Source organism: Mesorhizobium sp. M5C.F.Ca.IN.020.29.1.1 (assembly GCF_003997375.1).
Lineage (GTDB): Bacteria > Pseudomonadota > Alphaproteobacteria > Rhizobiales > Rhizobiaceae > Mesorhizobium > Mesorhizobium wenxiniae.
This window is the reverse complement of record NZ_RZSW01000473.1, coordinates 1-5005: the sequence shown is the minus strand read 5'-3', so window position 1 is coordinate 5005 and position 5005 is coordinate 1. Positions and strand designations below refer to the sequence as shown.

Genomic DNA, 5005 nt, shown 5'->3' with positions numbered 1-5005 from the left:
GTCTTTTTCATCGGGTAGTCCCTCTCCAAGCGTCGCGCCGACGGCGCGCCATATCAGCCCTTCCGGGCTCGTTGTAACATGAAATGCGGCGAAAAGCGGACGGGAAAAGCGGCTGCCTATGGCTTTTCCCGGGTGAATTCCACGGCCGCAGTATTGCGCGATTTTGATCGGCTACCAGAGATTATCGGTTACCAGAGATTTTTGCCGTCGATGACAACGACCTCGACTTGGCCGAGGTCGAAATCGTCGAACAGACGCGAGTTCACGCTGATCTTCGGATTGTCGAAATCCGGCTTGCCGGTCGACCAGTCCGGCGTTTCGGTAAAGGTGCCGCAGCCGCAGGTGGCGCAGAAACCGTGTTTGATCGTTTTCGACCCCCACCGGTAGAACGAGACATTCTTGAGCGGGCTGGTGAGCTTGAATTGCGACGGCGTGTAGTATGCCCACAACGAGCCGCGCTTCGAGCAGAAGGAGCAGGTGCATTGCGTTACGGTTTGCGGCGCTTCCGAAACTTCGAACGTCGTCGCCCTGCAGTGGCAGCTTGCCTTTATGGTCATGAACGCCTCCCTCACGATTGCCTGCCGCCCGCACGGCAAGACAAACATAGAGAGACGTTCCCGACAACTGCCTGTCAGCAGGTGCCCGCGTCGGACGCGGGGCGCGCTTCGATCTTTTTGATGCCTGTCGTTATCCCAAAACCGCTGCGCATCCTGGGTCAGGCCATGGCTCAGGCCCTTCGGCAAGCTTTTGGGCGACAAGCATTAAAACGAAGACGGTGGCACGAACAGGCAGATGGTCTTTCCGTCGTTCGCGCCGGCGACCGAGCACCAGTGATATTCGCCATCGGGCGAATTCTTGATCCGTGCATCGCTGTAGGCCACGACCTCACCTGTCCCCTTGATGACATAGCCCTCCGGACGTTCGCTGATCGACGTCTGCGAGACCGCGCGGCAATCGTAACCAGAACAACAGGAGAATGGGTAACTCCAGCCTTGCGGCCTCGCTGCAGTCGGCGTGGCGTCGTGCGCCAAAGCCGGCGCTGCAGATGCAATGATGGCGGCCGTCAGAGCCACCACCGCAATGATTGAATTCAGGAGGCGACACGCCGTCTGGACGGCTGAGGCCGATCGAGTGTTGAGAGCGGGCATGGGCGCAGTTCCTATCACCGAGTTATCAAGCGTTTCGCTTGCCCGTTCCCAGAACGTGTCTTCCCAGTGGCCGGATCGTCAGGTCGCAGATACGCCGCGTCCGGCCATAAATGCTTTTTCCCCCAGCCTTAGATGCTGGGCTGATTCCTTTGTTGGCGCAAGAAATTGCTGTGCAAACCGAGCGCCGACATCTGCAGCCGGAACCAGCCTGCCGCGGTTGACGAGAGTGACTTCATCAACCCCGGCAGATGGGATCGCAGATAACGAGATTCAGCTCGCAGTGGTTCCGGGCGAGGCGCCGGCAGGCTTGCAACATCTAGCCCGAAGGAAGAAGTCGTTGTGGAAAATTGGATGAAAAACAAAGCCGTAAAGCGACCGCTCAATTAGAATGAGAGCCTGTTACTCTAGCGTGATGTTCCTGCTGCTTGGGGCGTAGGGGCTTCAGTCGATATCGGCCACCACTTCGCCGGCGCCGCCCTCGATGCGCTGCGACAGCGACGCCTCCATGAAATCGTCGAGGTCGCCGTCCAGCACGCTCGACGGGCTTGTGCTCTCGACGCCTGTGCGAAGATCCTTCACCAGCTGATAGGGCTGCAGAACGTAGGAGCGGATCTGGTGGCCCCAGCCGATATCGCTCTTCGACGCTTCGGTGGCGTTCGCCACCGCCTCGCGCTTCTTCAGCTCTTCCTCGTAGAGCCGCGAGCGCAACATCTCCCAGGCCTTCGCCTTGTTCTTGTGCTGGGAGCGCTCGGCCTGGCAGGCGACCGCGATGCCGGTGGCGAGATGAGTGATGCGGACCGCCGAATCGGTGGTGTTGACGTGCTGACCGCCCGATCCGGACGAACGATAGGTGTCGATGCGGACATCCGATTCGGAAACGTCGATCTCGATCGTATCGTCGATCACGGGATAGACCCAAACGCTGGCAAAGGACGTGTGGCGGCGCGCATTGCTGTCGTAGGGCGAAATACGCACGAGACGGTGAACGCCGGATTCCGTCTTCAGCCAACCATAGGCATTGTGGCCCTTGATCAGCAGTGTGGCGGACTTGATGCCGGCCTCTTCGCCGTCATGCACTTCGAGCACCTCGACCTTGAAGCGCCGCCGCTCGGCCCAACGCGTGTACATGCGCAGAAGCATCGAGGCCCAGTCCTGGCTTTCGGTGCCGCCGGCGCCGGCATGGACTTCGAGATAACTGTCGTTGGCATCCGCCTCGCCCGAAAGCAGCGTCTCGATCTGGCGGGCCTTTGCTTCGCCGCGCATCGAGCGGATCGCCGCTTCCGCCTCGGCGACAACGCTCTCGTCGCCCTCTTCCTCGCCAAGCTCGATCAGGCCGATATTGTCCTCCAGCGCCTGGGTGAGGCCTTTGACCGCGGCGATGCCTTCCTCGAGGCCCTGGCGCTCACGCATCAGCTTCTGTGCCTCCAGCGGTTCGTTCCAGAGACTGGAATCCTCGGCACGCACATTAAGGTACTCAAGCCGCTTTAAGGCTTGATCCCAGTCAAAGATGCCTCCTCAGCAGGGTTATCGCCTGCCTGATTTCGTCGACAATGTTCTGCGTTTCCGAGCGCATGGCTAGTCGTTTTGTCCTGTGCTGAAAATGGGGCGCTGTTGCTTAAACAGAGCTGGGTTGGCGCGATACATAGGGACGGCACCGCCACCTGTAAAGCGAAATGGGCCGGCTTGAAAGCCGGCCCAGAACACCATGTCCTATGTCAATATAACCCGCCGCCGCCGGACTGGATGGCTTGGTTGGCCTGTGGCGACAGCGCGCCGCCAGAGGCGTTGGAGCCGTCCGCACCCATGCCGATCACCCAATAGCTGTCGGCGGGGCCGGTGCCCGGCTTGAAAGCTTCGATAAAGGCGCCAGGGTCGCCTGGGTTGGCAGCCATGCCAGTCTTGCGATTGATGGCGATCAGCTTCATGCCTTCGGGAACCTGGAAATCGACATTGGGCGTGCCGTCCAGTGCCACGCGCATGAAGTCCTTGAAGATCGGCGCGGCGAGGCCGCCGCCGGTCGCGCCCTTGCCAAGACCTTTCGGCTGATCGTAGCCCATATAGAGGCCGACAACGAGATTGGGCGTATAGCCGATGAACCAGGTATCCTTCTCGTCGTTTGTCGTTCCGGTCTTGCCGGCGATGTGGCGGCCGAGTTCGGCGACCGTGGCGCCGGTACCGCGCTCGACGACGCCCTCCATCATCGAGGTGATCTGATAGGCAGTCATCGGATCGAGCACCTGCTCGGAATTGTCGATCAGTTCCGGCTCAGGCTGGTTCTGCCATTCGGCGGCGTTGCAATTTTCGCAGCCGCGTTCGTCCTGCCTGTACACCGTCTTGCCGTAGCGATCCTGGATGCGGTCGATCAGCGTCGGCTTGATCGACTTGCCACCGTTGGCCATGATCGAATAAGCCGACACCATGCGCATCACGGTGGTCTCGCCCGAACCCAGCGCCATCGGCAGATATGGCGCCAGACGGTCATAGACGCCGAAGCGCTCGGCATATTCGGCGACCAGCTTCATGCCCATGTCGTTGGCCAGCCGCACAGTCATCAGATTGCGCGACCTCTCGATGCCGGACCGCAAGGTCGCCGGGCCAGCTGTCCTTCCATCGTAGTTCTTCGGCGTCCAGGTCGTGTTGCCGCTCTTGATGGTGATCGGGCCGTCCATGATCACCGAAGCCGGCGTATAGCCATTGTCGAGGGCGGCCGAATAGACGATCGGCTTGAACGACGAACCCGGCTGCCGCATGGCCTGCGTGGCACGGTTGAATTCGGATTGCGAGTAGGAGAACCCGCCGACCATGGCCAGAACACGGCCGGTATGCGGATCCATGGCGATCATGCCACCTTCCACCTCGGGGGCCTGGCGTAGAATATAGGCCCCGTCCGTACCCTCTTTCTTCTGCACGAAGATAACGTCGCCCGGCTTCAGCACGTCCGCCGGCGATTTGGCCTTGACGGTCTTGCCGTCGACCACATGGCGCATGGCGAAGCTCATGTCGTCGCGGCTGACGGTGCCTTCGATGCGATCCTTGACGAGTTCGCCCGAGATCTGCCGGGTCGGCCGAAGGCCGATGGACAGGCCGCTCTCCGAGCTGTCGAGCACGACGGCGAGCGACCATTCGGGCACGTCGTCCAGTCCCTTGACTTCGCTCAAAGGCACGCCCCAGTCGCCGGATACGCTGATGGTCTTCACCGGCCCGCGATAGCCGCGCAGCGTATCGAACTTCATCAGGCCGTTCTGCATGGCTTTACGGGCGATGAGCTGCATCTTGGGATCGAGCGTCGTACGGACGGACAGGCCGCCCTCGTAGAGCGCATTCTCGCCGTAGCGCGCGCTGATCTGGCGACGCACTTCCTCGGTGAAGTATTCGCCGGCGAACAGATAGGTGCCGGAGCGGCGTGGCTTGACGCCGAGCTGCTCGGCCTTGGCCTTGGCGCCTTCCTCCTGCGTGACGTAGCCGTTGTCGACCATCTGGTCGATGACCCAGTTGCGGCGCTCGATGGCGCGATCGGCATATTTGAAGGGGTGATAGTTGGAGGGACCCTTCGGCAAAGCCGCCAGATAGGCCGCCTCCGCCACGGTGAGTTCATTCACCGCCTTGTCGAAATAAGTGAGCGCTGCGCCGGCGACGCCATAAGCGCCGAGCCCGAAGAAAATCTCGTTAAGGTAGAGCTCGAGAATACGATCCTTCGAATAGGCCTGCTCTATGCGGAAGGCGAGGATCATCTCCTTGATCTTGCGCTCGTAGGTCTGGTCCGAGGACAAAAGGAAGTTTTTCGCCACCTGCTGCGTGATCGTCGAGGCGCCGACCTGGCGCTTGCCCGAGCCGAAATTCTGCAGATTGACCATGAC

The 5005-nt window shown here is 60.9% G+C and carries 4 protein-coding genes; all 4 read right to left on the bottom strand.

Annotated elements, in window-relative coordinates; all coding sequences use genetic code 11:
• Positions 1–188: 188 nt before the first annotated feature.
• Positions 189–557, bottom strand: a complete 369-nt coding sequence (locus EOA85_RS27395) for a GFA family protein (RefSeq protein WP_065008302.1) — start codon at positions 555–557, stop codon at positions 189–191.
• A gap of 204 nt (positions 558–761) precedes the next feature.
• The gene (locus EOA85_RS27390) at positions 762–1148 is read right to left on the bottom strand and encodes a hypothetical protein (RefSeq protein ID WP_127211858.1); all 387 of its coding nucleotides are present in this window, start codon (positions 1146–1148) and stop codon (positions 762–764) included.
• A 441-nt stretch (positions 1149–1589) separates the two neighbouring features.
• Positions 1590–2721, bottom strand: a protein-coding gene (prfB, locus tag EOA85_RS27385; RefSeq protein ID WP_127211857.1) for a peptide chain release factor 2 whose coding sequence is annotated in 2 segments (ribosomal slippage) — positions 1590–2654 and positions 2656–2721 — 1131 coding nt in all. Because the reading frame shifts where the segments join, the coding sequence is not laid out codon by codon here.
• A gap of 142 nt (positions 2722–2863) precedes the next feature.
• A partial coding sequence (locus EOA85_RS27380; protein ID WP_164759916.1) for a penicillin-binding protein 1A occupies positions 2864–5005 on the bottom strand: 2142 nt, incomplete at its 5' end.

What these genes read in the sequence shown, in the direction of transcription:
- EOA85_RS27395 (WP_065008302.1), bottom strand. Translation starts at nt 557, where the DNA reads ATGACCATAAAGGCAAGCTGCCACTGCAGGGCGACGACGTTCGAAGTT.
- EOA85_RS27390 (WP_127211858.1), bottom strand. Translation starts at nt 1,148, where the DNA reads ATGCCCGCTCTCAACACTCGATCGGCCTCAGCCGTCCAGACGGCGTGT.